Source organism: Streptomyces sp. NPDC048442 (assembly GCF_040651475.1).
Lineage (GTDB): Bacteria > Actinomycetota > Actinomycetes > Streptomycetales > Streptomycetaceae > Streptomyces.
On the sequence record NZ_JBEZKB010000005.1, the window covers coordinates 146,350 to 170,483 of the forward strand.

The following is a 24,134-nucleotide window of genomic DNA, read 5'->3' on the forward strand; positions in this document are numbered from 1 at the left end:
TTGTTCGGTCATGCCGGCCTCACCTCGCGGTCGCGGGTGTTCTTCGGATCGATGACCTCGCGGATCAGGCGCAGTTCCTCGGCGGTCGGCTCGCGGGTGCAGGGGACTTCGGGGGGAACCGTCAGCGCGAAGCCGGTGGCAGCGCGGACCTCGTCCACGGTGACGCCGGGGTGCAGCGACGCCAGCCGCATCGAGTGGCCTGGCGTCTCGAAGTCGAAGACGCCGAGGTCGCTGACCACGCGGGGCAGTCGGTGGTAGCGCGTCGCGGCAGGACCGGCCGCCCGCGCACTGTCGTAACCGACGCCGCAGATCATGTCGACCTTGTCGACGAAGACCCGGGTCGAGTGCTTCGGAATCCAGTAACTCGTCGGATGGTTCAGGGAGTTGACGGGCGCGCCGCGCACGCCGAGGAGCTGGCGGGCGGGCTGCTGCCAGTCGCCGATGCAGGAGATGTTCTGGTTGCCGAACCGGTCGATCTGGCTGGCGCCCATCATCACGTGCCGCTTCCCGCCTGTCGCCAACGTGAGGTGCAGGCGGTACGGCAGCCAGCCCTCGGGCGTCCCGTCGAGGCCGACGATCAGGGCCTCGCCGTCGGTGAGGAGCAGGTCGGGGGAGAAGGTGCGCTTGGCGAGGCGGGCGCCGATGCCGGGGATCAGACCCATGGGGCTGGCCAGGATCTCGCCGTTGCCGCGCCAGGCCTCGGCGCAGGCGATGACGCAGTACTCGGCGCGGGAGGCGGACGTCTGCTGCCGGGGTGCGGGGGTGCCGGTCGTGGTGGTTACGGGGGTGCCGGCCGCGGTGGTCGCGGGGGTGCCGTTCGGGGTGGTTGCGGGGGTGCCGTTCGTGGCGCTCACTTCTGCTGCTCCTCGTGCCAGGTCTGGACTGCTCTCTGGTACGCCGACTCGTCGCCGCCTTCGAGGAAGCGGGCCGAGAACTCGGGCCAGGGGGTGGCCGCGTACGCCTTCTGGAAGGCCTCGTCGCGCCCGTAGTCGGGGGTGCAGGTGGTGAAGTGCGCCCCGTTGGGGGTCTCGACGACGCCGGTGACGGAGGTCCGTTTGAGGAGGAGGGACTGCACGGGTGCCTCCTTCGTCAACTCGGCGGTGTCCACGATCCGTTCGCAGGAGACGTACGCCTCGTCGGCGGCCTCGCAGAAGAGGTCGTCGAAGTACGGGTCGGGGCCGAGGTACTGGCCGTTGCCGAGGCGGTCCGCGCGGTTCATGTGGACCAGGGCGGCGTCGAGCCGCAGGGCGGGCATGGCGACGAAGGTCTCGCCGTCCTCGTACGGTGAAGTGACCGTACGCAGCGCGGGGTTGACCCGCATGACGTCGGAGCCGATGCCGGCCCGCACGGGCAGGAACGGCAGCCGGTTCGCGGCGGCGTGCAGCCCCCACATGAACATCGCCTCGTCGACCTCGGTCAGCTCGAACGCGCCCTCCTGGCGGGCGGTGCGGAAGTGCGGCTCCAGGGCGATGGTGTCGAGCGTCACGAAGGCGGTGACCAGCTTGCGGATCCTCCCCGACGCGGCGAGGAGGCCGACGTCGGGGCCGCCGTACGAGACGACGGTGAGGTCGGTGAGGTCGCTGCGCAGGATGGCGCGCACCAGGGCCATCGGCTTGCGGCGCGAACCCCAGCCGCCGATGCCGAGGGTCATGCCGCTGCGCAGACGGGAGACGACCCCTTCGGGGGTCATCGTCTTGTCGGTCACTTCTGGGTCTCCTTGCTGTCCTTGCTGTCCTTGCTGTCCTTGCTGTCGTCGCCGGCGGTGCTGCCTTTGCCGAAGGAGTCGCGGACGCGGTCGGCGGTGCCGCTGAGGTTGGCCTCGAAGGTGAAGCCCTGCTCGAAGCGGTAGCTGCGGCGTACGTCCACGGGGTCGATGCCGTTGATGGCCGCCTTCGCGAGGCGGATCAGATAGCCGTCCTTGAGGGCTATCTCACCTGCCAACCCGAGTGCCTCGTCCCGGAGTTGATGCCGCGGGACGACCTTCCAGACCGAGCCGTGGTGGTGCAGTTCCTGCGCGGTGGCGGTGCGCGAGGTGTAGTACAGGGCGCGCATAAGGTGCTGCGGCACCAGCCGGGAGAGGTGGGTGGCGGCGCCGAGCGCACCCCGGTCCAGCTCGGGCAGGCCGAAGGTGGCGTCGTCGGAGGCAACGATGGCGTCGGCGTTGCCGACGAGACCGATGCCGCCCCCGAGGCAGAAACCCTCGACGGCCGCGACGACCGGGACCTCGCACTCGTACACGGCGGCGAAGGCCTCCGCGCAGCCGCTGTTGGCACCGATCAGGGCCTGGTGACCGCCGCCGTTCGCGTGCTCGCGCTGCATCTCCTTGATGTCGACGCCCGCGTTGAAGCCGCGGCTTCCGGGCGGGGCGGCGAGGACGACGCAGCGTACGTCCGGGTCGCGTCCGGCGGCGCGGACCGCGTCGGCCAGGTCGTACCAGCCCTGCACCGGCAGCGCGTTGACCGGCGGGAAGTCGACGGTGACGACGACGATGCCCCGGTCGGAACCGGACGGGCCGGGGCGGGAGGTGGAGACACCCATGAGTGGATCAGCTACCTTTCCACCAAACATTTGTTAGGTGCGTGTTGAGTCAGGAAGGTAGCAGCGAATGGAACTGGACGGGAGGGTTGCCGTCGTCACAGGTGGCACCCGGGGGGTCGGCGCGGGCATCGCGCGGGCCTTCCTGGAGGCGGGGGCGGAGGTCGTGGTCTGCGCGCGCAGACCGCCGGAGAAGCCGGTCGAAGTGGCGGGCAGGCGGGCCGAGTTCAGGCCGTTGGACCTGCGGTCGGCGCATGAGGTCGCGGACTTCTTCGCGGGTGTGGTGGAGACGTACGGCCGGCTGGATGTGCTGGTCAACAACGCGGGCGGGACGCCGTACCGGTTGCTGGGGGAGGGCGGGACGCAGCGGCACGCGCGGATCGTCGAGCTGAATCTGATCGCCCCGATGACGGCTTCGATTGCCGCGTACGAGTACCTGCGGGCGGTGCGCGGGTCGGTCGTGATGATCGGCAGCGTGAGCGGCACGCGCCCGTCGCCCGGCACGGCCGCGTACGGGGCGGCGAAGGCCGGACTGGAGAACCTCGCGCGGTCGATGGCGGTGGAGTGGGCGCCCGAGGTGCGGGTGAACACGCTGGTCCTGGGGATGGTGCGGACCGAGCTGTCGCACCTGCACTACGGCGACGAGGAGGGGCTCGCGGCGGTCGCCCGGACGGTTCCGGCGGGCCGGCTGGCCGAGCCGTCGGACGTCGGGAACGCGGCGGTCTTCCTCGCCTCGGAGCGGGCGGCGTACGTGAACGGCGCGTCGCTGCTGGTGCACGGGGGCGGCGAGCGCCCCGCCTTTCTGGACGCGGCAACGGTCAACAAGTCTTCCGAGGAGAACTGACATGGGTATCGCTGACGGTCGTGTGGTGGTCGTGACGGGCGCCGGGCGGGGGCTGGGGCGTGCGCACGCGCTGGCCTTCGCGGCGGAGGGCGCGCGGCTGGTCGTGAACGACCTGGGGGTCCGGGCCGACGGGGCGGGCGGGTCGAGCGGGCCCGCCGAGGAGGTCGTGGCGGAGATACGTGCGCGGGGCGGGGAAGCCGTCGCGCACGGCGGCGACATCGCGACGAGTGCGGGGGCGGCGTCGCTGGTGGCGGCAGCCGTGGACTCCTTCGGCCGGATCGACACCTTGGTCAACAACGCCGGATTCCTGCGCGACCGGATGCTGGTCAACCTGGACGAGGACGACTGGGACGCCGTCGTGCGCGTCCACCTCAAGGGCCACTTCCTGCCGCTGAAGCATGCGGCGCAGTGGTGGCGGGCGGAGGCCAAGGCGGGGCGGCGGGCGGTGGCGCGGGTCGTCAACACCAGCTCCGGAGCAGGGCTGTTGGGGAGCGTGGGGCAGGGGAACTATGCGGCGGCGAAGGCGGGAATCGTCGGGCTGACGCTGGTCGCGGCGGCGGAGATGGGGCGCTACGGGGTCCAGGTCAACGCGCTCGCCCCGGCTGCGCGGACCCGTATGACGGAGGAGACGTTCGCGGAGACTATGGCGGCGCCGGGGGAGGGCGCGTGGGACGCGATGGCCCCCGAGAACGTGTCACCGCTGGTGGTGTGGCTGGGCTCGGAGGATTCGGCCGGGGTGACCGGGCGGGTCTTCGAGGCGGAGGCGGGACGGATCACGGTGATGGAGGGCTGGCGACCGGGCCCGACGGCGGACAAGGGGGCGCGGTGGACGCCGGGGGAGGTGGGGGAGGTGGTGGGGAAGTTGCTGGGGGAGGCGGGGGTGCCGGGGGCGGTTTACGGGGCGGGGTAGGTGGGGCGGGGCGCTTATCGGGGCCCGCCCCGGGCCCGGCCCCGATCCGGGTTCGGACCCGGACCCGGGGCCTCGGCTGGGGCGGGTACGGCTGATGCCGGTGGGGGCTGGGGTTCGGGGCTGTGCCCCGTGCACGGACTGCGTCCGCCGCGCGTCCTCACACGCCGGAAGGGCTGAGTGCGCAGCTTGCGGCCCACAGTCGCTTCGCGACATCGGTGTCGGCGAGGTGGGGCCAGATCGGTTCGGGGTGGGGCTTGCCGCGCAGGCCGAAGGCTCGGGGGCCCCACAGCTGCCCTCCGCGTACGTCCGGATCGAGCACTGCCCGCACCGCGGGCCACGCGCCGGCGTGCTTGCCCTGGACGAGGACGGCGGCCGGTGCCCCGCGGAGCCGTGCGCCGGCGGTACGTACATGGACCGGCGGCCGTGACGGAGTGAGCGAGTCCAGGGCGCCGCCTGGATGGGCCACCACGCTCGACACCGTGCTGTCGGCGGCGCGCAGACGGCGGTCGAGTTCGAGACCGAAGTACATCTGGGCCAGCTTGGAGCGGCCGTAGGTGCGCTTGGGCCGGTAGTCCTGCCGGGACTGGAGATCGTCCAGGTCGAGCCGTTCGGATTTCGCCGCGAAGCTGCCCATGGTCACGACGCGGGCCGCCGGTGCGGCCGACAGCAGAGGCATCAGCCGCTGGGTCAGTACGAAGTGCCCGAGGTGGTTCGTGCCGAACATGAGCTCGTGACCGTCCCCGGTCTCCTCGCGCGGCGGGTCGTCGAGCGCGACGCCGGCGTTGAGGACCACCGCGTCGAGGCACTCCACCCCCAGCTCCACCCGCAGCTCCACTTTCAGGGAGTCCACCGATGCTCCGAGCGAGGAGAGGTCGGCGAGGTCCAGCCGTACGGTCCGCACCCGCGCACCGGGTACGCGTGAGCGGATCGAGGACTCGGCGGCTGCCGCCTTCGCGGGACTTCTGCTGCCCAGTACGACAGTGGCCCCGGTAGCCGACAGCTGCTCGGCGACGAAGTACCCGATGCCCGCGTTGCCGCCGGTGACGAGGAAGACCCGGCCGTCGGCACGAGGCAGGCGCTGGACGTCCCAGGGGGAGGAGGGGGAGGGGGCGGAGGACGTGGCGGACGGCATGGCGGCGGGGTTCCCTTGCGCTGGAAGGCGACTGCTCGGCGAGATGGTTGCTCCGCAGGGTGGCTCGACGCCCACGGTCGCAGTACGCACCGACACATCGCCCACGGATCACCGACAACCCCGCCGGACAGCCGCATCCTGCAAGGACCGCGCGGCCCCTAGCGCCGCAGCTGCTCGGGGGCGAGCAGACGCTGAGGCACAGGAGGTGCGCCGGGGGCCCGCTCGGCGGGGGTGCCGCTCAGGGCTCCGTCCAGGTGTCCGATCAGTGCGGCGCCGATCGGGTCCGGCAGCGGTTTGCCGTCCTCGCCGAACCTCTCGTACTTCGTCAGGTTGAAGCCGAGCGCGACCTGGCGGCGCCCGTCCTCCGTGGACAACGCCCAGGTCTCCGCCCCGAACACGGCGCCGTTGTGGCCCCAGAACCAGCCGCCGCTGGGCATCTTCAGGGTGAACAGACCGAGGCCGTACCGCAGGCCCACCTCCTGCCCCGGATCCGGCTCGTGCGCGGGAACCGTCGTCTTCATCTCCCGCAGCTCCGCCGCGCCGAGCAGCTTCCCGCCCAGGAGCCGGCGGTAGAAGTCGTTGAGGTCGTTCATGGTGGAGACCAGAGCACCGGCGGTCCCGGCCCAGGACATGTCGTAGACGCTGTAGTCGCGCGCCGGTTCGACGGCTCCGTAGAACGACTCGTACATCTTGGCGTGCGGCCCCGAAATGCGGGCGGAGCGCGGGAAGTACGTATGCCGCAGTCCGGCCTTCCGGATGACGTTCCGGGTGATGTACTCCTCCGGGTCCTGGCCCGTGACCTTCTTCAACAGCAGCCCGGCGATGAGGTAGTTGGTGTTGGAGTACGAGTACGTGCCGCGCGGCACGGGCGGCTTGGCGGCCAGCCCGAGACCGACCAGCTCCTCGGGGGCCAGCTTGCGGAACCGCCCCTCGTCCAAGGCTTGCTGAGGGTTCGTCACCAGCTTGGGAAAGGCGGGCAGGATGTAGTCCGCGATGCCGCTCGTGTGGTTGAGCAGCATCCGCACCGTCACCTTCCGGCCCCGCTCGTCCGGCACCAGCTCCGGAAGGTAGTCGCCGATCGGGGCGTCCAGGTCGACTCGCCCCTTGGCGACCTGTTGGAGGACGGCCACCGAGGTGAAGGTCTTGGTGATGCTGCCGATCCGGTGCTCGTAGTCCGGGCTCATCGGCCGTCCGGTGCCGATGTCGGCGACGCCGGCCGCGCCGCGCCACCGTTCGGAGCCGTCCCTGACGGACGAGTACGCCCCGTACATCCCCGCCCGGTGGAACGCCTCAAGGGAAGCGCGCAGCGCCTTCCGGTCGAGGCGGGAGGTGGCGGACGTGGCGGATGCGGCAGATGCGGCGGCGGAGGCCGATAACGGGGCGACGGCCCTGGCCGGAAGCGCACCGACCGCGAGCGACAACAGTGCCGCCGATGCCACGACGGCCAGGCGCGCTCTCCGGCGGTCGCGGCGAGGGTTCGAATGGGTGTGGGACATGGGCGGATCCCCGTCTCGTCAGGTGTGCGTGGTGGATGCCTCCATCCTCTGCGCACCACACCGGCCGGCCGTACGCCCTCGGAACGACCTTGTGCACAGGAAGAGATGACGTTTGTCAGGTTTCAGCCTGTCCCGCGCAAGGCCGACGGGACCACGGAGCACGCCGAGCCGTCGGGCGGGGATGTCAGTGCGTAGTCGTGGAACGCGCGGCGGAATCGTCGGTGGCCGGTCGCGCGGGTGTGGTCCAGCTGCCAGGTCTCGACCGGCTCCGGCTCCGGATACCGGCCGGAGCGCGCACTGCAGTCGGCCTCGTCGCCCGACACGCACTCGGCTTCGTACTCAGGCTCGGCCAAGGGGTCTTGGAGGATTCCGTACGGGACGAACCGCATCACGCTGCGCCCGGCCATCAGAGGTCCTCGAACATGCGGCGGCGTGCGTTGTACTCGGTGACGCGGGCGCGCAACTCGTCGATTGGGCTTGTCTGTTCGCCGTCGTCGCCAGGGGCGGGGTCCGGGCCGGAGGTGACGGTCTCGTGGGGGACGTGCAGGGTCCCTTCCGCGCCGAACTCCGCCGTCAACGCTGCGAGCCATGCTCGTGCGGTACTGCTCATGCAGGTAACTCCTCTCCGTAGCGATTCCACTACCAAGGGGAGTCAGCGTGACTTAGGCTTGACGCGTCTTCAACTTGCACATCCTGCACGGGGAGTTGGGTGAACGCCGTTGAACCGTAAAGAGTTGGAACCGGGAAGCTCGCCAATCGCAGCCTATGGCGAACGTTTGCGCATCTTGCGGGACGAACGGGGCTGGACGCAGGACGAGCTCGGTGCGCACATGGGCTACTCGGGGACGCACATCTCGGCCGTGGAAACTGGGCGACGATCCCCAACTCCCCGCTTTTCGCGTAGTGCCGACAGGGCGCTGGGTACGGGCGACCAGTTCGAGCGTCGAGGGCAGTCCGTACGGAACACCTCACTGTTGGAGGGGTTTCCCGAGTACGTCGTGCTGGAGGTGAAGGCGGCGGAGATCAGGCTCTTCGAGCTGGGCATCATGCCCGGCCTGCTCCAGACCCCGGACTACGCGGCAGCCATCACCAGCGGCGCGGTACGGCGGGGAGCGATCACGGAACAGCAGGCGGACGAGCGGCTGACCCTGCTCGCCGAGCGGCAGGCGTCCCTGGAACGGACGCCCCCGCCCTTCATTCACGCAGTACTGGACGAGAGTTGCTTCTGGCGCCCGGTGGGCGGACCGCGAGTCATGGCCGCCCAGTTGGAACGGCTTCTCGCCTTTGCCGAACTGCCCACCACCGTGCTGCAAGTGGCCCCGTACGCCTTGGGTGAGCGGCGGGCCTTTGACCTGCCGGTCCACCTCGTCACGCTCGCGGACCGCAAGACGATCCTCTACACCGAATCCGCCCAACGGGGCCATCTCGAAAGGGAAAGTACGTTCGTGGTGCCCATGCTCACGGCCTACCATCAGCTTCAGGCTGAAGCGCTTTCCCAAGCGGAATCCGTGGCCATGATCCAAAAATTCCGAAAGGGCGCACCGTGACCGAACCGCAGTTCTTCAAGTCCTCCTACAGCAGCAACGGGGGTGCCTGCATCGAGGTCGCCGCCAACCTCGCCGCCTCGCACGGCGTGGTTCCGGTCCGCGACTCCAAGGCCCTCGACGGCCCGACCCTGGGCCTGACCACCCACGCCTTCTCCACCTTCATCACCGGCATCAAGTCGGGCGACTTCCAAGCTCGTTGAGCACCAGACCGCCGCCCCGCACCCGCGAGGGCGGCGGTCTACTGCGCGAGCCCGCGCTTGAGCCGCTGCACCACGTTAAGGAAGACGTTGAGGTTGGTGATGTCGTACGTGTTCGCGGCGTCGCCGACCGAGCGATTCCTCGCGTTGTTGAGATGAAGCCTGGCCTCGTCCGTCTCGTAGTGGGCGATCTCCGTCCAGGCGGCTGTGCGCTTCCTGCCCGTCACGCCGTGCCGGTCCACCGAGTACGCCCCGAACCGCACGCTCTCGCCACGTTCGATCCGCGCCAGGACGGACGGGAGCTGCGTCTTCGTGATGCCTTCCTGGATGTAATCGCCCCAGTCGCCCGGGTAGAGGAACGGGGGCCCGTTCAGCGCCTCGGTGATGCCGTGCATCTGTTTGTCGCCCCCGCGGAAGGTGCGGTCGCCTGGGCCTATGCTGACCCCCACGCCCGCCGGGTCGATGAGGGTGTGACAGGAATGCGTCAGGCCGCCGTTCAGCGAGCGGCGGTACACCAGGACGCGGGTGTCCGCCCACCCGCGCGTGATCTCGAAGCCGGCCCGGGTGTCGCTGATGACGACCCCGCCCGCGTAGAGGTAGAGGCGGCAGTCCTTCCACTTCCTGTACCTCAGGCCCCCGTACGGGACGTACGTCCAGCCCGACCACTGCCCCAGACCCCCCTGCGCGGCGAGGGCGGCGACGGAAGCGGTCGGCGGTTCGGTGAGATCGGGCCTCTTTGCCATGTGGTCGGTTCCCCCTGGGGCGGTGGAGGTCCAGGTGTGCCTCCAGCTCATGTACACGGCAAGATAATTCAGCTCCCGTGGGGTTGGTGTTGATTCGGCGGATATCGACTGGATGCCGGCCCCGCCCCGGTGGTGAGATGGCCCCATGAACGACCTCTCTCCCGCCCTTGACCTGGGCGATTACGCCGGGACCCGCACCCCGTGGGACGACCCCGACTGGCGGCTGCGGGCCCTCGGCTGGGCCGCACAGGCCCTCCGGAACGCCGGGCTCCGGGAGGCGAAGGACCAGGGCAGAACCGTACGGGTCCGGCCCTGGTCCGTCCTGGTCCGGTTCCCGCTGGAGGACGGAGCCGGGGCCTGGTTCAAGGCGAATCCGCCCGCCTCCGCCTTCGAGGCGGCCCTTGGAGACGCCCTCGCCCGCTGGGTGCCCGAGCACGTCCTGCACCCGTACGCCGTCGACGCCGAGCGCGGCTGGTCCCTCTGGCCCGACGGCGGCACCGTCTTCGCCGACGTCCTCAATGCCCCGGGCGCCCCCGATCCCCACGCCTGGGAGGAGCCCCTGCGCCAGTACGCGACCATGCAGCGGGCCCTGATCCCGTACGCCGACAAGGCCGAGGCCATCGGCGTGCCGAGCGTGCGGTCCGCCGTACTGGCGAAGACGTACGAGCGGATGGTGACCCGGTGCACCGCCCTGGACGCGCAGGAACGGGCCGCGCTGCTCGCCAGAACGGGACAAGTCGCCGACTGGTGCGCGGAGTTGGAGAGCTTCGGCATGCCCGACTCCCTCGACCACTCCGACCTCCACGAGGCGCAGATCTTCGCTCCCGGCGCCGCCCACCCTGGCCGCTACGCCTTCTTCGACTGGGGCGACGCCGTGGTCGGGCACCCCTTCTCCAGCCTCCTCGTCAACGCCCGCGCCGCTCGCCGCCGTTACGGTCCTGACCTGCTGCCCCGGCTTCGGGACGCCTACCTGGAGCCGTGGACCGGCGAAGGACACAGCGCCGCCGAACTCCGGCGCGCGGTGAGCCTGGCCTGCCGGCTCGGTGCCGTATCGCGGGCGGGTTCGTGGGGACGGCTGTTCCCCGGGGCGGGCACGGGGCCGGGCGAGGGGACGGACGCGGCGCGCTGGCTGCGCGAGCTGTTCGCGGAACCGCCGCTGTAGCGCCGACGGGCGTGACAGGACGCGGGGCCGGGAGCGTGGAGCCGAGTGCGCGCGTGGAGATCTCCTACGACTGATCCCCGCCCGGCGCGCACGAAGTGAACGTCCGGGGAATTCCAGGCAGTTGGCGTTGACCCCGGCACGTTCTACGCGCATCAATGAAGGCATGCGAATCCCCCCACGAATCGCCGTAATCGGCGGTGCCTTTGCCCTCACGTCCGCTCTCCTCGCAGGTGGCGTCGCCACCGCGGCCGCCCCGGCTCCGGTCGGCGTGGCCATCTCGGCGCCCGTCGCCTCAACTCCCTTCGGCATCAACGCAGTCGGGGACATCTGCTACTCCAAGCTGCCGTCCCAGGCGCACGACACCCTGACGCTCATCGAGAAGGGCGGCCCCTTCCCGTACAAGCAGGACGGGACCGTCTTCCAGAACCGCGAAGCGGTCCTGCCGAGCCGGACCAGCGGGTACTACCACGAGTACACCGTCATCACGCCGGGCTCGCCCACCCGCGGTGCCAAGCGCATCGTGACGGGTGACAAGGCGCAGGAGGACTACTACACCGCCGACCACTACGAGTCGTTCGACCTGGTCAAGTACGGCTGCTGACCAGCCCGTCCCCGCCCGTCCCCGCCCGTCCCCGCCCCGGTCCCAGCCGGGCGCGGGATTCGGGGGTTTTGGGAGGGTTGGACTTCACCGGATCCGCGGTGACGTCCACTCCAGGCGACGCCTGACCGCTTCGTCGCGTACGTAGTCGAGTGAGGCTACGGCTGTGGCGCGGCCGGCGCTGTCCGGGCCGCCGTCGGCGAGGACCCGCAGTAGTGCTGCGGCGGCCCGGGGGTCCTGGCGTACGGCCAGGCCGCGGGCGGCCTCGGCGTAGGCGGGGTCGGTGGGGGAGAGGGCGGGGAGGGCGGAGGGAGCGGAGGGGGTGGGGCATGGTGCGGGTGTGTGGTGGCTGGTCGCGCAGTTCCCCGCGCCCCTAAATGCCTGCCCCTCGGCCCCCGAGCCTTCGTGAGCCCCCGAGCCCTCGTGAGCCTCCGAGCTCTCGTGCGCGATACCGCCGTCACCTTGGGCAGCGGGGCGATCCCCCTCGCTCCCAGGCGACCCCGCTCCGACCTGCTCGGCCAGCGTTTCCCGGACCTCTGCCGTATCGACCCCCGCGCGTGCCAACGCGACCACCGCCTCCCGCCGGACCCCGAGCTCCGCGTCCCGGGCCAGCTCGATCAACGCCGCCACGGACGGCTCCCCGTAGAGCCCCAGCTGTCCCAGCACCCGCGCCACCCGCTCCCGCACCCCCGCATCCCCATGCGTCACGTGCCGCAGCACCTCCGGCAGCCCCGACGGGTCCGCATGACGGCCCAGCGCCCGTATCGCTGCCCGCGTCAGGTGAGAGGGGCCCGGCCGCGCCGCCAACTCCCGCAGCAACGGCACCGCCTGCGCCGCCGGTACCGCCCTGGCCAGGACATCCGCTGCGAAGGTTTGGTGCAGGGACGAAGAGGTTTCCGCGCACCACCGTGACACCGCCCGCAGCGTCCCCGTGTCCGCCCGCTGCCACAGCGCGGCCACCGACTCGCGCCAGTCGTTGCCCTCCGGCGACCCCGACCGCACCGCCCGTTCCGCGAGCACCTCAAGAGGCGTTTCGATGCCGAGTACGCACTCCAGGCGCGTGACCACGGCCGCATGCCCCGTCTGCTGCTCATCACCCGCCACCGGTCGGCCGCCCCGCAGCAGCTCGACCACCACTGTCGTACCGCCCTCCTCCTCCACCTCACGGGTCACGAACTCGTCCCCGTCCCGCGCTCCGTACGTCTGTTTCAGCCCCTCGCGCAGCGTGTGCTCCACGTCGTTTTCAAGCCACCACCGCGCCTCCTCCAGGGCGGCCTCCCGCGCCGCCGCACGGTGCCGCAGCAGCACCCGTACCGTCGCGGGCGAACCGCGCCGCGCCGCCAGTACCAGCGGCGGCTCACCGCGCGGACCCGGCAGGTCCGGATCGGCGCCGTGCGCCAGCAGCACCTCGGCGGTCGCGGCGTGACCGCGGCCCGCCGCCCACGCCAGCGCCGTGAACCCGAAGTCCTCGCGCAGGTCCGGCCGCGCCCCCGCCGCGAGCAGGGCCCCTACGACCTCGGCGTGACCGCCCACCGCCGCCGCGCACAGCGGCAGGTCCCCGCCCGAAGGGCCGCTCGGCCGGTCCGGGTCCGCACCCGCGGCGAGCAGCAGCCGCACCATGCCGCGGCGGTCGTTCACCGCCGCCTCATAGAGGACGGTCGTCCCGTCCTCGTCGGTGGCCTCGGCCGGGGCACCCGCCCGGAGCAGCCGTACAACAGCGTCGTCCTCGTCACCGTGCACAGCCTCGAACAGGTCCCGCAGGCCCGCTGTCGGCTTGTCTTCCATCCTTCGACCCTACGCGCCCCACCCACCATTGCCGCAGGTCAGGGGCTACGCGGGCCAGGCGGGCGGGTGAGGCGTACGAGACCTGCCGGGGCCGGGTGCGACCGGCCGGGCGCTCAGGTGTCGCAGTCCAGCACGGTGCGGCACAGCCCGCAGCGTGCCCGCAGCTCGCCGCGCACCGGCACCCGCAGGCGCTGGTGGCACGTCGGGCACGGGAACGAGACGCGCAGCGCGCCCGGTTCGCCCTCGAAGGCGTACGGGGCGAGAGGTCCCGGCTTCCCGGTCGCGCCGTGGTCCTGGGCCTGCCGCCGGTCCTTCACATAGCGGTGCCTGGCGAGCCGGCCCGCCGCCGCGAGCGGGGGCTGCTGGGCGTCCCGGCGGGCCTGCGCCATGCCCTTCGTGTACGCCGTGTACGCCTCGGCACTGGTGAACCAGGGGGCGGGGTCCTCGTCGAACGCCATCGCCCGCTTGGCCAGCACGTACCCGAACTCCTCCGGCGTGAGGTAGCCCAGCTTCTGGCTCGACGCCCCGTCCTGCCGGTACGCGTCGAGCAGCAGCCAGCCCGCACCGAGGTACGTCGTCACCGTGTCGGTGAGGATCTCGTTGTCGCCGGTGCCCGGGAAGGAGAGGTCGAGACGGTGCAGCAGGACATGGGTGATCTCGTGTGCCAGGGCGGCGCCGATGTCCTTGCGGTGGCTACGGAACCGCTCGTTCAGCTCGATGAAGTACTCGGGTCCCGCAGCCAGTTCGACGCCCGCCGCGTGCTCCATCTCCCGGTAACTGACGATCATCCGGGCGTTGGGCAGATGCAGATGGGAGACGAGGGCGCGGGCCACGTACTGCGCGCCCAGATGCGGATCCTCGTCGTCCGAGAACGCCACGTCGACCGGGAAGACGCTCGGTGCGTACGACCGCACCCCGTCCTCGCCGATCCGCCGGTACAGCGCGGTCAGTGCCGAGCGCACCGTGCCCAGGTGGGGAAAGCCGTGCTCGACTTCGCTGCCGATGCCCACGTGTCTGCCCTCTCGTGTTCTCTCATACCTTTTTGGGCTCTCTCACGGCTTCTCGTACCCCCTCGGCCAGTGGCCGAAAGGCAACCCTTGTCGGCCGGTCGATCAACTCCACATAATCCAACAGCGCGTTGACCGGCGCATGCCACCGTCGCACAGAGTGCGTCAGTGCCCGCGCCCACCCCACAGCGATTCATCAACGCGCGTCGTTGCAACCCCCCACGAAAGGCACACCCGTGAACAACGTACTCAGTGCCGTCAAAAGATGTGCAGTTGTCGGCGCCGTCGCACTCGCCGCCGTCAGCCTCCAGCCCGCCGGGGCCTCCGCGAGCACCGCCGCCGGCACTCAGCCCGTCGTAGGAGGAACGCGCGCCGCCCAGGGCGAGTTCCCGTTCATGGTCCGTCTCTCCATGGGCTGCGGCGGATCCCTCCTCGCCAAGGACATAGTCCTCACCGCCGCCCACTGTGTGGACGGCTCGGGCGACAACACCTCGATCACCGCCACCGGCGGAGTGGTCGACCTGGAGAGCCCCGACGCGATCAAGGTCAACTCGACCAAGGTCCTCCAGGCCCCCGGCTACAACGGCCGCGGCAAGGACTGGGCGCTCATCAAGCTCGCCAAGCCCATCGACCAGCCCACCCTGAAGCTCGCCACCGACGCGAGCCTCAACTCCGGCGACTTCACCATCGCCGGCTGGGGCGCCGACAAGGAGGGCGGCAGCCAGCAGCGCTATCTCCTCAAGGCCAACGTGCCGTTCGTCGACGACGCCACCTGCACCAAGGCGTACGGCGACCTCATCGCGGGCGAAGAACTCTGCGCGGGGCTCCCGGCGGGTGGCACAGACACCTGCCAGGGCGACTCGGGCGGCCCGATGTTCCGCAAGGACAACGCGGGTGCGTGGGTCCAGGTCGGCGTCGTGAGCTGGGGCAGCGGGTGTGCGCGTCCGAACTTCCCCGGTGTCTACACCGAGGTGTCCACCTTTGCGGCGGACATTGAGAAGGCGGCGGCGGGAATTTAGCCCTGCCGGGGGTTAGGGGCGGGGAGGGCTCGCGGGCGTGTGCGTGTGCGCGTCCGCGGGCTGGGGGCATTGTGCGGGTGCGTCGTGGCTGGTCGCGCAGTTCCCCGCGCCCCTAAAAGCCTGCCCCTTACCCCGTTAGCCCTCCTTGCGCGATACCGCCGTCTCCTTGGGCAGCGGGGCCGCCCCCCGGGGGCAGTGGGGTCTCCCCTGCTCGAGCGAAGCCGAGAGCTTGGGGAAGGGTGGGCAAGGGGGCGGCCCCACGCAGAGCACGCCCCCTCGCGACCGCACGCGCTCCGCCACCGCGCCCCGTGCGGCCCGGTGCACGGCTGCGCCGCGCGTCCTCAGACGCCGGACGGGCTGAAGATGCCCCCGGACGGGCCGAGCCTGCCCGTCAAGTCCTCCGCGCTTCCCTCCACCTCCAACACCCACACCTCGTTGGCCCCCTCCCTGAGCACCGCCCCCGGCACATACAGCGCCCCCTGCGGTCCCGCCCCCGGCCAGTACCGGCCCAGGCAGAAGCCGTTGATCCACACGAACCCCCTCGTCCAGCCCGGGAGTTCGAGCTCCGCGTCACCTGCGCCCGAGGCGGGGACGGCGAACTCGCCCGTGTACAGCCCCGCCGCACCCCCCACCGCCGCCCGCACCGGCACCTTCCGTACCGCCCCCGCGTCGTCGAACGCCTCCAGGCCGAGGCCCCGCGAACGCACCCCGTGCAGGTACTGCCGCTCGTGCAGGACGCCCCCGGTCAGCCCCTTCGACTCTCCGACCCGCGGCCCGTAGTTGACCCGGCCCAGCGACTCCACCCACAGCTCCACCGCAGCGGGCCCCGCCACCGGCTCCGCCAGGTACGCGTCCTCGGCCGTCAGCACTCCCGCCCGCGCCCCGTCGACGTACACCACCGCCCGGTCCCGCAGCCCGCGCACGCCCAGCGGGTACGGCCTGCGCGGCCCCGGTACGTCCACCCGGTAGCGGACCAGCCCACGGCCCACCCCCAGCTCCTCGAACGTCGCCGGAATCCCACGCTCCGTCTCCTCCCCGCCGAGCGCGTCGACCACCTCGCCCAGCGGCGCCCACCCCGTGAAGTCCACCCGTACAGGAGAAGCGAGCGCCGCCGGAGGCTCCGGCACCTCCGGAAGCGGACCCTCCGCGTACTGCTCAAGAACCTCCCGGAAGCGCCAGAACTTCTCCGTCGGCCGTCCGAACTCGTCCACCGGCGCGCCGTAGTCGTACGAAGTCACCGTCGGCTGCAGCTCACCGCCGTGCAGCTCACCGGCCCGGTTCGCACCCGCCCAGCCCGCGAAGTTCGTACCGCCGTGCGCCATGTAGAGGTTCACCGACCCCCCGGACTCCAGGATCTCGGCCAGCGCCGCCGCCGCGTCCCGCGCATCCCGTACGACCTTCTCGGCACCCCAGTGGTCGAACCACCCGCACCAGAACTCCATGCACATCAACGGCCCCGACGGCTGGTGCGCCCGCAGCACGTCGAAGGCCGCCCGCGCACCGGAACCGAAGTTCACCGTCGCCAGCACCCCCGGCACCGAACCGCCCGTCAGCATGTGGTCCTCGGGCCCGTCCGACGTGAAGAGCGGCACGTTCACGCCCACCTCACGCAGGAAACCCGCCAGACGGCTCAGATAGACCTGGTCGGAGCCGTAACTCCCGTACTCGTTCTCCACCTGCACCATCAGCACGGGCCCGCCCCGTGTCACCTGCCGCTGCACCACCTGCGGCAACAGCCGCCGGAACCACCGCTCCACCTGCCCCAGATACGCACCGTCGCGCGTGCGCACGCGCGTGCCCAGCGGGCCGGTCAGCCAGTGCGGCAGCCCACCGTTCTCCCACTCGGCGCAGATGTACGGGCCCGGCCGGACGATCGCCCACAGCCCGGCCTCCTGCGCCGCGTCCAGAAACCGGCCCAGCGCCTCCACGTCGTCGAACCGCCCCGGCGCCGGCTCGTGGAGGTTCCACGGGACGTACGTCTCCACACAGTTGAGACCCATCGCCCGCAGCATCGACAGCCGGTGCCCCCACTGCTCCTCGTGCACCCGGAAGTAGTGCAGCGCACCGGACAGCAGCCGCACCGGCCGCCCGTCCAGCAGAAAGTCCGTCCCACCCACCGTGAAGTCAGCCACGGTCCCCGCCCATCCTCGGTACGTCAACAGTGGCTCACCCTCGCCCCTGGCGGGCGGACCGGTCCATGGACAAAGATCAACGGAAGTTGGACGGTTGGGCACGACCGTGCGGTGCGCCCGTACGGAACACCGTGCGGTACGCCCGTACGGACCCCGTGCGGTACGCCCACACGGAACGCCGTGCGGTACTCCCGTACGGAACGCCCGTACGGCGGCCGTGCGGGACGAACGGATGACGAGGCAAGCGGATGTACCACACCTGGATGCGCTACTTCACCCCCAGCCCCACCCACCACAAATTGGGCCTGGTCTGCCTCGGAGTCGGCCTCCAGCACGGCGCACTGCCCACCGTCGGCCCCCGCACCCTCGACCACCACGTCGCCATCGTCATCCACTCGGGCTCCGGCTGGTACCGGGGCGCCGACGGCCGCCGCACCACCGTCACCGCACCCGCCCTCCTCTGGGTCACCCCCGGCGTCCCGCACCACTACGGACCCGACCCGGAAACCGGCTGGGACGAAAGCTTCGTCGACTTCACAGGCCCCGCCACCACCACCTACACCGAACTCGGCTACATAGAACCGGACCGCCCCGTCGTCCCCCTCGCCGACACCGCCGGCGCCCGCGCGGCCGTCGGCCGCATCGCGCGCGCCGCACGCCGCGGCAACCCCCTCCTCGAAGTGGAGACCGGCGCCGCCGTCCACGAACTCCTCGTCGCCCTGCGCCGCGCCCGCGCCGACCTCGGCGCCGACGGCGACCCCGTCCTCCAGGCCCTCGCCCGCGACGCGTTCCAGCCGCTGTCCGTCGCCGAACACGCCTCCCGGCACGGCATGACCCCCGCCGAACTGCGCACCGCCGTACGCCGCGGAGCCGGCTGCAGCCCCAAGGACTACCTCCTCGGCATCCGCCTCGGCCGCGCCAAGGAACTCCTCGCCGCCACCGAACTCCCCGTCGCCGCCGTCGCCCGCCGCGTCGGCTACGACGACCCCGCCTACTTCTCCCGCCTCTTCACCCGCCGCGTCGGGACGGCCCCCGTCCGCTTCCGCGAGCAACAGGGACGCACCGTCCCCGGCGGCTGGAGCAACCAGATCCCGGATCCCGAACACCCGCCGACGATCCCCACGTGACCGTCGTAAGCTCGCTGACCATGACCACCAGCTCCACGGGCCCCAACGACCCCGCCACCCCCGCCGCACCCACTGACGTGGACCCGGCCGTACGTGCCGAACTCGGCCGGCTCCGCGACAGCATCGACAACATCGACGCAGCAGTCGTCCACATGCTCGCCGAACGCTTCAAATGCACCATGCAAGTGGGCCACCTCAAGGCCGAACACCAGCTGCCACCCGCCGACCCGGCCCGCGAATCCCGCCAGATCGAACGACTCCGCGCCCTCGCGTCAAGCGCCAAACTGGACCCGGCCTTCGCGGAAAAGCTCCTCACCTTCATCATCGCGGAAGTCATCCGCCACCATGAAAAGATCGCGGACCAGCCGGCGGCAGAGCCGGACCGACCCGACGGGCGCGGCTGAGGACATCGTGCGGGTGCGTCGTGGCTGATCGCGCCCACGCGGCGGAGCCGCAAATCAATACAGCCCCGCGCCCCTAAAAGCCTGCCCCTCACCCCCTAGCCCTCTTGGGCAGCGGGGCCGCCCCCGGGGGCAGTGGGGTCTCCCCTGCTCGAGCGAAGCCGAGAGCTTGGGGAAGGGTGGGCAAGGGGGCGGCTCCTCCGCGGAGCGCAACCCCTCCGCGACCGCACGGCCCCGCCCCGGCCCCGCCCCCGCGTCTGCCCCGCCGCTCAGGCAGCATGTCCCCATGTCCGTACTGACGCGCGACGAAGCGCAGACCCGAGCCCGACTCATCGACGTACAGCACTACACGATCGACCTCGACCTGGACCGCGGCGACGACACCTTCGACTCCCGTACCGTCATCCGCTTCACGGCGCACACGGCAGGCGACACCTTCCTCGAACTCAAGCCCGCCACCCTGCGCTCCGTCACCCTCGACGGACATCCCCTCGACCCGGCCGCCCTCACCGAGAACCGGTTCCCCCTCAGCGGCCTCACCCCGGGCGAGCACGAGCTCCGTATCGACGCCGCCATGCACTACTCGCGCACCGGCGAAGGCATGCACCGCTTCACCGACCCCGCCGACGGCGAAACGTACCTCTACACCCAGCTCTTCCTCGACGACACCCAGCGCGTCTTCGCCACCTTCGACCAGCCCGACCTCAAAGCCGTCGTCGAGATGACCGTCACCGCCCCCGCCGGCTGGACCGTCCTCGGCAACAGCATCGCCACCCACCAGGGCGCCGGAAAGTGGACCCTCGCCCCGACTCCCCGGATCTCCACCAACCTCGTCGCCGTCGCCGCAGGACCCTGGCACTCCGTCACCACACACCACGCAAGCCTGCCCTTCGGCATCCACTGCCGCCGCTCCCTGGCCCCCCACCTCGACGCGGACGCCGACGAACTCCTCGGCATCACCAAGGCCTGCTTCGACCGCTACCACGAGAAGTTCGACGAGCCCTACCCGTTCGACTCGTACGACCAGGCCTTCGTCCCCGAGTTCAACGCGGGCGCCATGGAGAACCCCGGCCTCGTCACCCTCCGCGACGAGTACGTCTTCCGATCCGCCGTCACCGACACCGAGCGCCAGTCGCGCGGCGTGACGATCGCGCACGAGATGGCGCACATGTGGTTCGGCGACCTCGTCACCCTCCAGTGGTGGGACGACATCTGGCTGAACGAGTCCTTCGCCGAATACATGGGCTACCAGACCCTGGCCGAAGCCACCCGCTTCACCGACACCTGGACCGGCTTCGCCGTCTCCCGCAAGGGCTGGGGCTACGACGCAGACCAGCGCCCCTCCACACACCCCGTCGCCCCCGACCCCGAAGCCGTCCCCGACACCGCATCCGCCCTCCTCAACTTCGACGGCATCTCCTACGCCAAGGGCGCCTCCGCGCTGCGCCAACTCGTCGCCTGGATGGGCGAGAAGGACTTCCTGGCCGGCATCAACACCCACTTCGCCCGCCACAAGTTCGCCAACGCGACCCTCGCCGACTTCATCGACAACCTCGCCTCGGCCACCGACCGCGACGTCCACGCATGGGCCCAGTCCTGGCTCCGCACGACAGGCGTCGACACCCTCACCCCGACGCTCACCGACACGGACGCCGGCTGGACCCTCGACATCACCCGCACCGGCACCCGCCCGCACCGCATCACGGTCGGCGCATACGACCAGGACCTGGTCGACCCGGACGCGCTGGTGCTCAGGGAACGCTTCGAAGCGGACGTACCGGCAGCGGACAGGGCTCCCGGCCCGGCCCTCGGCACAGCCCCTGGCACGGCCCTCGGCACGGCTCCCGGCACAGCCCTTGGCACGGCTCCCGGCACAGCCCCTGGCACGGCTCCCGACGCAGCCTCCGGCCCGGCCCCCGACGCAGCCTCCGGCCCGGCCCCCGACGCAGCTCCCGGCACGGCCTCCGGCACGTCTCCCGGCACGGCCTCCGGCACGTCTCCCGGCACGGCCTCCGGCACGTCTCCCGGCACGGCCTCCGGCACGTCTCCCGGCACGTCTCCCGGCACCGCTCCTGGCACGGCCCCCGACGCAGCTCCCGGCACAGCCTCCGGCACGGCCCCCGGCACCGCTCCTGGCACGGCCCCCGACGCAGCTCCCGGCACGGCCCCCGGCACCGCTCCTGGCACGGCCCCCGACGCAGCCCCCGGCACGGCCCCCAGCAGGATCACCCGCCCCGGCCGCCGCCCCGCCCTCCTCGTCCTCAACGACGGCGACCAGACCTACGCCAAGGTCCGCCTCGACCCCGTCTCCTGGGACACCGCCCTGCGCGCCCTCTCCGGCATCCCCGACCCCCTCACCCGCGCCGTGATCTGGAACGCCGCCCGCGACATGGTCCGCGACGGCCAACTCCCGCCCACCGCCTACCTCGACGCCGCCCGCGCCCACCTCCCGTACGAAACCGACCTCACCGTCGTCCAGGGCGTCCTCGCCTTCGCCGCAGGCCAGATCGCCGACCGCTACCTCACCCTCACCGAACGCCCCACCGCCCTCGCCACCCTCACCAGCCTCTGCCGCGACCTGATCCGCCGCACCGAGGACGGCAACAACCCCGGCCTGCGCCTCACCGCCGTACGCCACTTCATCAACGCCGCCACCCAGCCCGACAGCATCCAGGACTGGTACGACTCCGACAGCGTCCCCGGCGGCCCCCTCCTCGACCCCGAACTCCGCTGGAGCATCCTGCACCGCCTCGCCGTACTCGGCGCCACCGACGAAGCAGCCATCGCCGCCGCACTCGGCAAAGACCCGAGCGCCACCGGCCAGGAAGGCGCCGCCCGCTGCCGCGCCGCCCTCCCCACGACCGAGGCCAAAGCCGCCGCCTGGGCGCAGCTCTTCTCCTCCGACGACCTCTCCAACTACCTGTTCGCCGCCACCGCCCAGGGCTTCTGGCAGCCCGAACAGGCCGACCTTCTCAAGGAGTACGTCGCCGAGTACTACCCGGCAGCGACCGCCCTCGCCACCCGCCGCGGCCCGGCCATCGCCGAAGCAGCCGGACGCTACGCCTTCCCCGTCCACGCCGTGTCACCGGAAGCCCTCGCCCTGGGCGAGACCCACCTCCACGACACGGACCTCACCCCGGCACTGCGCCGAAAGCTGGTCGATCAGCTGGACGACCTGCGGAGGGCATTGACGGTACGGGGCGGAGCGTGAGCCCCCTCCTCGGCTGACGGCCGACGGAGCGCGCTCGACACCCGGACCGCCGGCGGCACAGCCCCCGCCCGCCCGCCCCTTCCCGACTGAGGGCGGGACCCGCTGCACGGGTCCGAAAATCCCCAACCCGGCCCCGGACCCGGACTCGCGCAACGGGACCCGCCCCCGCCCCTCCGCATATACCAGTTCAACTCTCCTTCCCCGTACGGCAGTACCACTTTCGAGTTGAGATCGTTGTCCTCTCCGGACACTCGACCCGATCCCCGTACAGGCTGGTGTGTCTGCCTCAAGCACACACACCGAAGGACCCCGCATGAGCACGCCGCAGCCCGCCACCAGAACCGGCCCCGGCGCACCCCACCCCGATGCCCACTCCCGCACGGCCCCGGGTACGGAACCCACCCTCGACGCGGGCTCCGCCCTCCCCCCGGCACAGGCGGCAGAATCCGAGTCCTCCGACGCTCCCACTGCGCCGGAGGATGCCGCTGGGGTCGCCCTTGGCGCGAGGCCTGCGCAGGTCCATGGGGCGGAGCTCGCCGACGTGACCGGCACGGGGCCCGCCCACGGCACCGGCGCGGGCCCCGCTTCGTACACCGCTGCGGGGCCCGCCCCAAGCCCCGCCCACATCCCCGGCGCAAGCTCCACCCCGAGCACCCCCACTCACCACCCCCTCCCACCCCTCTCCGGCGGCGAAGCCGGCCCTGAGGCTCTTCGGCCCCTCCTGAGCACCGTCCTCACGGCCCTCACCACCGGCGCCGCCGCCCGCTCCGGGCCTCTCCCCGCCGGCGGGCCCCGTGCCACCGCCGAACACCTCCGTGGCGCCGCCGGTCCACTCCTCCCCACCACCGGCACAGGCCCCCACGAAGCCCTCCGCACCCTCGTGCACGCCCTCGCCGCAGGCGCCGCGGACCCCGCTCACCCCCACTGCGCAGCCCACCTGCACTGCCCGCCCCTCGCCGTCGCCGTAGCGGCCGACCTTGCCGCGTCCGCGCTCAACCCCTCCATGGACTCCTGGGACCAGGCCCCCGCCGCCTCCGCCCTCGAAGAGACCCTCACCCGCACCATCGCCGCCGAGGTCTACCCGGGCACCGCGTGCCTTGCCGCCGAGGTCCAGGGGGACCCGACACACTCCGCCGCCGGAGGCCATCCAGGCGCGGCCGACCCCGCCACCGAGGCCCACCCGAGCCCTGCACGCCTTGCTACCGACGTCCCCCCGGGCGCGGCCGAACCCGCCGAGACCCACCCCCACGCCCCCCACCCCGACGCCCTCATCACCACCGGCGGCACCGAGTCCAACCAGCTCGCCCTCCTCCTCGCCCGCGAGAAGCACGCCGGCCGCGGTCCCCTGCAGCTCGTCGTCGGTGCCAATGCCCACCACTCACTCAGCCGCGCCGCCTGGCTCCTCGGGCTCCCCGAACCCGTCGTCGTACCCGCCCCCGCCGGCACCCTCGACCTCGCCGCACTCGACGAAGCCCTCACCCGCCTCCGCCCCCCTTCCCCGGGCTCTCGGCCCCGCGCCACCCTCGTCGCCGCCACCGCCGGCACCACCGACACCGGGCAGATCGACCCGATCCCCGAGATCGCCGACCTCTGCGACCAGCACGGCGCCGACCTCCACATCGACGCCGCCTACGGCGGACCCCTCCTCTTCAGCCGCACCCACCGCCACCTCCTGCACGGCCTCGACCGCGCCCACACGGTCACCCTCGATCTGCACAAACTCGGCTGGCAGCCCGTCGCAGCCGGGCTCCTCGCCGTCCGCGACGCCACCGCCCTCGCCCCCCTCGCCCACCAGGCCGACTACCTCAACGCCGACGACGACACCGACGCAGGCCTCCCCGACCTCCTCGGCCGCTCCTTGCGCACCAGCCGCCGCCCCGACGTCCTGAAGATCGCCGTCACCCTCAAGTCCCTGGGCCGCGACGGACTCGCCGACCTGATCGACCGCACGCTGGCCGCCGCCCAGCAGCTGGCCGACCTCGTCGAAACCCACCCCGACCTGGAGCTTTACGACCGTCCCACGCTCAGCACCGTGCTCTTTCGCCGCACCGGCGCCAGCGACCACGAGACCGCGGAGGCCCGCCGCCGCCTCCTCGCCGAAGGCCGCGCCGTCCTCGGCCGTACCCACGCATCAGGCCACCTCTGGTGGAAAGCGACCCTCCTCAACCCTCACACCACCCCGGCCGACCTCAAAGCCCTGCTGGACCAACTCATCACCCCGTCCGGCGATTGAGGAAGCGCGGGCGCAGCCCGACCACCAGCCCCCACCGGCGCCAGCCGTGCCGGGT

Annotated in this window: 22 protein-coding genes; 11 read left to right on the plus strand and 11 right to left on the minus strand. The window is 71.7% G+C overall.

The window, feature by feature from the left end; translation table 11 throughout:
* Positions 1-8: 8 nt before the first annotated feature.
* From AB0D18_RS10220 to AB0D18_RS10230, 3 genes are all read right to left on the minus strand, one after another.
* Complete coding sequence (locus tag AB0D18_RS10220) at positions 9-713, minus strand: CoA-transferase (RefSeq protein ID WP_362415317.1); 705 nt, start codon at positions 711-713, stop codon at positions 9-11.
* Positions 714-850: 137 nt separating this feature from the next.
* Positions 851-1,705: a CoA-transferase gene (locus tag AB0D18_RS10225; RefSeq protein WP_362414978.1), complete on the minus strand. Its 855-nt coding sequence runs from the start codon at positions 1,703-1,705 to the stop codon at positions 851-853.
* The gene (locus AB0D18_RS10230) at positions 1,702-2,538 is read right to left on the minus strand and encodes an enoyl-CoA hydratase family protein (RefSeq protein WP_362414980.1); all 837 of its coding nucleotides are present in this window, start codon (positions 2,536-2,538) and stop codon (positions 1,702-1,704) included. Before AB0D18_RS10230 ends, AB0D18_RS10225 begins: the two co-directional genes overlap by 4 nt.
* Before the next feature lie 67 nt (positions 2,539-2,605).
* On the opposite strand from AB0D18_RS10230, the gene AB0D18_RS10235 reads away from it, so the two are divergent.
* Positions 2,606-3,379, plus strand: a complete 774-nt coding sequence (locus tag AB0D18_RS10235) for an SDR family oxidoreductase (RefSeq protein WP_362414982.1) — start codon at positions 2,606-2,608, stop codon at positions 3,377-3,379.
* A gap of 1 nt (position 3,380) precedes the next feature.
* The gene (locus tag AB0D18_RS10240) at positions 3,381-4,289 is read left to right on the plus strand and encodes an SDR family oxidoreductase (RefSeq protein WP_362414984.1); all 909 of its coding nucleotides are present in this window, start codon (positions 3,381-3,383) and stop codon (positions 4,287-4,289) included.
* A gap of 157 nt (positions 4,290-4,446) precedes the next feature.
* On the opposite strand, the gene AB0D18_RS10245 is transcribed toward AB0D18_RS10240, so the two are convergent.
* The 4 genes from AB0D18_RS10245 to AB0D18_RS10260 form a co-directional block, all read right to left on the minus strand.
* Positions 4,447-5,421 (minus strand): SDR family NAD(P)-dependent oxidoreductase, encoded by a 975-nt coding sequence (locus tag AB0D18_RS10245; protein WP_362414986.1) that lies wholly within the window; start codon positions 5,419-5,421, stop codon positions 4,447-4,449.
* Between the two features lie 158 nt (positions 5,422-5,579).
* On the minus strand, positions 5,580-6,917 hold the full coding sequence (locus AB0D18_RS10250) for a serine hydrolase domain-containing protein (protein WP_362414988.1): 1,338 nt from the start codon (positions 6,915-6,917) through the stop codon (positions 5,580-5,582).
* 122 nt (positions 6,918-7,039) lie between these two features.
* A complete protein-coding gene (locus AB0D18_RS10255) occupies positions 7,040-7,324 on the minus strand; it encodes a hypothetical protein (protein WP_362414989.1) in 285 nt (94 codons plus the stop codon).
* Positions 7,324-7,527: a hypothetical protein gene (locus tag AB0D18_RS10260; protein WP_362414991.1), complete on the minus strand. Its 204-nt coding sequence runs from the start codon at positions 7,525-7,527 to the stop codon at positions 7,324-7,326. The genes AB0D18_RS10255 and AB0D18_RS10260 overlap by 1 nt, the downstream gene beginning before the upstream one ends.
* 109 nt (positions 7,528-7,636) lie before the next feature.
* Here AB0D18_RS10260 and AB0D18_RS10265 point away from each other — a divergent pair, with 109 nt between their 5' ends.
* Positions 7,637-8,464 carry a helix-turn-helix transcriptional regulator gene (locus tag AB0D18_RS10265; RefSeq protein WP_362414993.1) on the plus strand — a complete coding sequence of 276 codons (828 nt, stop codon included), beginning with the start codon at positions 7,637-7,639 and terminating at the stop codon, positions 8,462-8,464.
* The gene (locus AB0D18_RS10270) at positions 8,461-8,664 is read left to right on the plus strand and encodes a DUF397 domain-containing protein (protein WP_362414995.1); all 204 of its coding nucleotides are present in this window, start codon (positions 8,461-8,463) and stop codon (positions 8,662-8,664) included. Before AB0D18_RS10265 ends, AB0D18_RS10270 begins: the two co-directional genes overlap by 4 nt.
* A gap of 38 nt (positions 8,665-8,702) precedes the next feature.
* Here AB0D18_RS10270 and AB0D18_RS10275 read toward each other — a convergent pair whose 3' ends face one another.
* Entirely contained in the window at positions 8,703-9,404 is a 702-nt protein-coding gene (locus AB0D18_RS10275; protein WP_362414997.1) for a DUF6585 family protein, read from the minus strand.
* A gap of 145 nt (positions 9,405-9,549) precedes the next feature.
* Between AB0D18_RS10275 and AB0D18_RS10280 the strand changes: the two genes are divergently transcribed.
* Positions 9,550-10,566, plus strand: coding sequence for an aminoglycoside phosphotransferase family protein (locus AB0D18_RS10280; RefSeq protein WP_362414999.1), 1,017 nt, complete (start codon positions 9,550-9,552; stop codon positions 10,564-10,566).
* A gap of 163 nt (positions 10,567-10,729) precedes the next feature.
* Positions 10,730-11,167, plus strand: coding sequence for a ribonuclease domain-containing protein (locus AB0D18_RS10285; RefSeq protein WP_362415001.1), 438 nt, complete (start codon positions 10,730-10,732; stop codon positions 11,165-11,167).
* An 84-nt stretch (positions 11,168-11,251) separates the two neighbouring features.
* Here AB0D18_RS10285 and AB0D18_RS10290 read toward each other — a convergent pair whose 3' ends face one another.
* Positions 11,252-12,949 carry an ankyrin repeat domain-containing protein gene (locus AB0D18_RS10290; protein WP_362415003.1) on the minus strand — a complete coding sequence of 566 codons (1,698 nt, stop codon included), beginning with the start codon at positions 12,947-12,949 and terminating at the stop codon, positions 11,252-11,254.
* A gap of 113 nt (positions 12,950-13,062) precedes the next feature.
* On the minus strand, positions 13,063-13,959 hold the full coding sequence (locus AB0D18_RS10295; protein WP_362415004.1) for a hypothetical protein: 897 nt from the start codon (positions 13,957-13,959) through the stop codon (positions 13,063-13,065).
* A 233-nt stretch (positions 13,960-14,192) separates the two neighbouring features.
* Between AB0D18_RS10295 and AB0D18_RS10300 the strand changes: the two genes are divergently transcribed.
* The gene (locus tag AB0D18_RS10300; RefSeq protein ID WP_362415006.1) at positions 14,193-14,975 is read left to right on the plus strand and encodes a serine protease; all 783 of its coding nucleotides are present in this window, start codon (positions 14,193-14,195) and stop codon (positions 14,973-14,975) included.
* Between the two features lie 341 nt (positions 14,976-15,316).
* On the opposite strand, the gene AB0D18_RS10305 is transcribed toward AB0D18_RS10300, so the two are convergent.
* A complete protein-coding gene (locus tag AB0D18_RS10305) occupies positions 15,317-17,107 on the minus strand; it encodes a beta-galactosidase family protein (protein WP_362415008.1) in 1,791 nt (596 codons plus the stop codon).
* 248 nt (positions 17,108-17,355) lie between these two features.
* On the opposite strand from AB0D18_RS10305, the gene AB0D18_RS10310 reads away from it, so the two are divergent.
* The 4 genes from AB0D18_RS10310 to AB0D18_RS10325 all read left to right on the plus strand — a co-directional run bounded on the left by AB0D18_RS10310 (position 17,356) and on the right by AB0D18_RS10325 (position 24,079).
* Positions 17,356-18,234: an AraC family transcriptional regulator gene (locus AB0D18_RS10310; protein WP_362415010.1), complete on the plus strand. Its 879-nt coding sequence runs from the start codon at positions 17,356-17,358 to the stop codon at positions 18,232-18,234.
* 20 nt (positions 18,235-18,254) lie between these two features.
* Entirely contained in the window at positions 18,255-18,638 is a 384-nt protein-coding gene (locus AB0D18_RS10315; protein WP_362415319.1) for a chorismate mutase, read from the plus strand.
* Positions 18,639-18,921: 283 nt separating this feature from the next.
* The gene (pepN, locus tag AB0D18_RS10320; protein ID WP_362415012.1) at positions 18,922-21,846 is read left to right on the plus strand and encodes an aminopeptidase N; all 2,925 of its coding nucleotides are present in this window, start codon (positions 18,922-18,924) and stop codon (positions 21,844-21,846) included.
* Positions 21,847-22,159: 313 nt separating this feature from the next.
* The gene (locus AB0D18_RS10325) at positions 22,160-24,079 is read left to right on the plus strand and encodes an aminotransferase class V-fold PLP-dependent enzyme (protein ID WP_362415014.1); all 1,920 of its coding nucleotides are present in this window, start codon (positions 22,160-22,162) and stop codon (positions 24,077-24,079) included.
* The last annotated feature ends 55 nt before the right edge of the window (positions 24,080-24,134 follow it).

Coding starts and splice junctions, on each gene's coding strand:
- AB0D18_RS10230 (WP_362414980.1), bottom strand. CDS start 2,538: ATGGGTGTCTCCACCTCCCGCCCCGGCCCGTCCGGTTCCGACCGGGGC.
- AB0D18_RS10235 (WP_362414982.1), top strand. CDS start 2,606: ATGGAACTGGACGGGAGGGTTGCCGTCGTCACAGGTGGCACCCGGGGG.
- AB0D18_RS10240 (WP_362414984.1), top strand. CDS start 3,381: ATGGGTATCGCTGACGGTCGTGTGGTGGTCGTGACGGGCGCCGGGCGG.
- AB0D18_RS10245 (WP_362414986.1), bottom strand. CDS start 5,421: ATGCCGTCCGCCACGTCCTCCGCCCCCTCCCCCTCCTCCCCCTGGGAC.
- AB0D18_RS10250 (WP_362414988.1), bottom strand. CDS start 6,917: ATGTCCCACACCCATTCGAACCCTCGCCGCGACCGCCGGAGAGCGCGC.
- AB0D18_RS10255 (WP_362414989.1), bottom strand. CDS start 7,324: ATGGCCGGGCGCAGCGTGATGCGGTTCGTCCCGTACGGAATCCTCCAA.
- AB0D18_RS10260 (WP_362414991.1), bottom strand. CDS start 7,527: ATGAGCAGTACCGCACGAGCATGGCTCGCAGCGTTGACGGCGGAGTTC.
- AB0D18_RS10275 (WP_362414997.1), bottom strand. CDS start 9,404: ATGGCAAAGAGGCCCGATCTCACCGAACCGCCGACCGCTTCCGTCGCC.
- AB0D18_RS10280 (WP_362414999.1), top strand. CDS start 9,550: ATGAACGACCTCTCTCCCGCCCTTGACCTGGGCGATTACGCCGGGACC.
- AB0D18_RS10285 (WP_362415001.1), top strand. CDS start 10,730: ATGCGAATCCCCCCACGAATCGCCGTAATCGGCGGTGCCTTTGCCCTC.
- AB0D18_RS10290 (WP_362415003.1), bottom strand. CDS start 12,949: ATGGAAGACAAGCCGACAGCGGGCCTGCGGGACCTGTTCGAGGCTGTG.
- AB0D18_RS10310 (WP_362415010.1), top strand. CDS start 17,356: ATGTACCACACCTGGATGCGCTACTTCACCCCCAGCCCCACCCACCAC.
- AB0D18_RS10315 (WP_362415319.1), top strand. CDS start 18,255: ATGACCACCAGCTCCACGGGCCCCAACGACCCCGCCACCCCCGCCGCA.
- pepN (WP_362415012.1), top strand. CDS start 18,922: ATGTCCGTACTGACGCGCGACGAAGCGCAGACCCGAGCCCGACTCATC.
- AB0D18_RS10325 (WP_362415014.1), top strand. CDS start 22,160: ATGAGCACGCCGCAGCCCGCCACCAGAACCGGCCCCGGCGCACCCCAC.